The organism is Trueperaceae bacterium, from assembly GCA_031581195.1.
In the GTDB taxonomy this organism is placed as follows: Bacteria; Deinococcota; Deinococci; order Deinococcales; family Trueperaceae; genus SLSQ01.
The window spans coordinates 1-3,243 of the sequence record JAVLCF010000169.1 but is presented as its reverse complement, the minus strand read 5'-3'; the positions used below and the strand labels follow the sequence as shown (position 1 = coordinate 3,243).

The 3,243-nt window shown below is 76.6% G+C and carries 4 protein-coding genes; 1 reads left to right on the top strand and 3 read right to left on the bottom strand.

The window, feature by feature from the left end; all coding sequences use genetic code 11:
- On the bottom strand, positions 1-415 hold a 415-nt coding region (locus RI554_10990; protein ID MDR9392538.1), incomplete at its 3' end, for a hypothetical protein.
- 93 nt (positions 416-508) lie between these two features.
- Positions 509-1,429: a 3'-5' exonuclease gene (locus tag RI554_10985; protein MDR9392537.1), complete on the bottom strand. Its 921-nt coding sequence runs from the start codon at positions 1,427-1,429 to the stop codon at positions 509-511.
- A gap of 157 nt (positions 1,430-1,586) precedes the next feature.
- Here RI554_10985 and RI554_10980 point away from each other — a divergent pair, with 157 nt between their 5' ends.
- Complete coding sequence (locus tag RI554_10980) at positions 1,587-2,171, top strand: SprT-like domain-containing protein (GenBank protein MDR9392536.1); 585 nt, start codon at positions 1,587-1,589, stop codon at positions 2,169-2,171.
- Positions 2,172-2,181: 10 nt separating this feature from the next.
- Here RI554_10980 and RI554_10975 read toward each other — a convergent pair.
- Positions 2,182-3,243 (bottom strand): ribonuclease H-like domain-containing protein (locus RI554_10975; protein MDR9392535.1); only part of this gene is annotated, 1,062 nt, incomplete at its 5' end.

The following is a 3,243-nucleotide window of genomic DNA, read 5'->3' as shown; positions in this document are numbered from 1 at the left end:
CCTCGGTGGGGGCAGCGGACGCCTCGGGGGCGCCCCGAAGCCGCGCCTCGCGGGCGGGGTCGGCCGCGTCGAGCGGCCGGTCGTCCCCCCCGGCCGCCGCCCGGGCGGCGGGGGCGGGCGCGACGTGCACCGCGCCCGCCTCGTCGATGCGCACGAGGATCGCGTCGTTGGGCCGTAGCGCGTGTCGCTCGAAGAGGGGCCGCAGACCGAACAGCTCGCCTCCGCTCGCTTCGAGTGGAAGGTCGACGTCGGCGACGGCGTCACGGGCCGAAAGAACGCCCTCGGGGACGCGGTCCCGGAGGGCGTAGGGGAGGCGGAGGCGACCGTGGGCGAGGCAGTGCCGCGTCAGGTCGACGCGGATCCCTTCCCGTTCGTTTCGTCGTCCGGCGGAGCGCCGGAACGGCACGTCGTCCATGCACGCCTCCCCAGGAACCTGCCGTAGGAAAGGGTACCATATACGTAGACCGTAGGTCGCCGCATCGACAGGACTAGTACCTCGCCCCCGTCCTCATGCCCCGAACAGCCGGGGCGAGTAGCGCTCGTACGCCGTCACGGGGGTCTCCTTCGCGCCCCGCGCCCCGGCCGGATAGACGTTCGCCGTCAACCACCCGCGTTCCGCCTCGATGGCGTCGGCGGGCACCATCCGCCACCACACCTTCGCCTCCGCGCGCCAGCGGTAGCCGCGCGCCTTGAGGAGGTCCTTCGTCTCGTACGGTGAGCCGAACGCCTCGACGAGCACGTCGGAGCGGCGGGCCGCCTCCAGGAGGCGCGCCATGGCGGGCACGCCGTCGCTCGGCAACGGTTGCGCCAGCACGTACACGCCGGCCACGCAATCGGTCACGGCCCGGTGCGCCTCGTAGAACACGCCCCGCCGGTAGGCGAGGTACTCGAGCTTCTGGCTCTCGAGGCCCTCGGCCCGCCAATCGACGTCCCGCGCGCTGCACGCCCACGGCCGCGCCGCGAAGGCGGGGAAGCGCGCCTCGAGGAACGCGCGGTCGAAGGCGGCGTTGTGCGCCACCACCAGGTCGGCGCGCTCCACCATCGCCACGACCGCAGCCTCGTCGAGCACCTGCCCCGCGACGTCCTCGTCGCGAATGCCGGTCAGCGCCACGACCTCCTCGGGGATGGGGCGCCCCGGATCCTCGAACGCGTCGAAGCGGTCCTCGATGCCGGTGATGCGGCCCTCGGCGTCGTACCCGAACAGCACCATCGCCAACTCGATGATCGCGTCGCGCCCGGCGCGCATCCCGGTCGTCTCGACGTCGACGTACACCCCCCACCGGAAGGGGGCCCCCGCCCCGTCGCTCGCAGGGTCGTCGGGCAGGCGGCGCACCACCCGGTAGTCGGGGTGCGCCTCCACCCGGCGCGCAGCGGCCTCCACCGCCTCGTCGTCGTAGGCCTCGTCCGCGTGCGGCGTTCGTGCATCCATGCGGCACCTCCGTTCCCGCAGGGTACTCGCTTCCGGACGCCCCGCGCGACGGGTTCGGGAGCCCCGCCGACCGGAGCCCGGCGCGCGTCCCGGACGTGCGCGGCGGGACGCCGGGTCGCGCGCGCGGCGGCGCCACGCCGCGGGGTAGCGTCCCGCCATGGCCCGCTCCCCCGTCCCCCCCGGCCCGCCTCCGGTCCCCCGCGACGTACGCCGCGCCCGGCGTCCCGCCGACCGCACCGAGGACGCCCGCGGACGCGTCTGGCTGTTGCGCCCACGCCCCGACGGGGCGCGCTTCGCCCGGGTCGAGGCGGACGCCGCGGAGCGGATGCTCGGCCAAGGCCTCCACGAGTGGGCGTTCGGCTTCGGTCGCGGCAAGCGCACGCTCGGCTCCACCCGCGTCGAGCGGGGCGCCCGCACCGGCGTCGTGCGCATCAGTCGCTACCTCGTCGAAGCCGACCTCCCCGAGGTCCTGCACGACACGCTCCTGCACGAGATCGCGCACGCCGTCGCCTACCAACGCTACGGTCGCGCGGCGATGAACCACGGTCCCGCGTGGAAGGCGGTGGCGCGCGAACTGGGCGCGGAGCCGCGCGCGACGTGTCGCGCAGGACCGCTCGCGCCCGCCCCGCACGTCCTGGTGTGCACCCGCTGCGGGGCGGAGGTCGGGCTGTACCGCGCGCCGCGCTACGCCCCCTCGCACTACCGGCACAAGGGCTGCGGCGGTCGCTTCCGGGCCGGCTGACGCCGGCCCGTCACGCGGAACCGCGGCGGAGCTTGGCGCGCAGGCGCGCCTCCCGCCGGTCGAGGTCGTCGCCGGACGCCCCCACCGCCGCGCGCGCCGCCGCCACCGCCTCCAGCGCCCCCCCGACGTCCCGCGCGACGTGCTCGCGGACCTTCGCGAGCTCCACCCACGCCCGCGCGTCGCCCGCCTCCGCCGCCCGCGTCCACGCCGCCACCGCCCCCTCGAGGTCGCCCGCGCGGCGCGCCAAGCGCCCCGCAGCGTACGCCGCGTCGCGCGACGCCGCTTCCCACGCCGCGTAGTGCGCCCGGGCCGCCTCCCGCTCCCCGATCGCCTCCAACCAGCGCGCCACCCCGACGCCCTCCGCGACGTCGCGCGGCACGCCGGGTCGCCCCCCCACCCCGGTCGGGGGTCCCGCTGCGAACGACGCCTCGAGGCGCGCGTGCAGCGCGGCGAGGGCGACGACGTCCATCTCGTTGTGCGTCAGGACGCCGCGCAACCCACCCGCGTCCCCACCCTGCAGGAACCGCCGGTAGCGGGCCGGGACCTCCGCCCCCGGTACGTCCGCTTCGCTGCGGACCGCGCCCAACACCTCCCGCTCGACCGTGCCGAGCGTGCACGCCTCCAGCGACGCCCGCCACCACCGCCGCGCCAACGGCAACAGGTCCAGGTGCAGGCGCCCCTCGCCGGGGTCGGGCCGGCCGTGCACCGCGAAGCGCGTGCGGACCAACGGCGCGTCGAAGCTCGCCCCGTTGTAGCTGACCCACGCCCCCGCCCCCTCCAGCCGCGACGCGACGAGATCCAACCAGGTGGGTTCGGACGCCGGCCCCGGAAGGAACAGCTGCTCGACGACGAAGGCGTCCCCCTCGTGCCACCCGAACCCGATCAGGAACGCCTGCGTCCCGACGCCGCCCGCAAGGCCGGTCGTTTCGGTGTCGAAGTAGACCGTCGGTCCGCCCGCCGCCCCACCCTCGCGCCCCGCCGCTCCCGCAGCAGGGTCGCGCGCAGGGTCGCGGGCGGGGTCGCGGGCAGGGTCGCGCCCCGCCCAGCGCCGCAGCCACGGGTGGAGCCGACC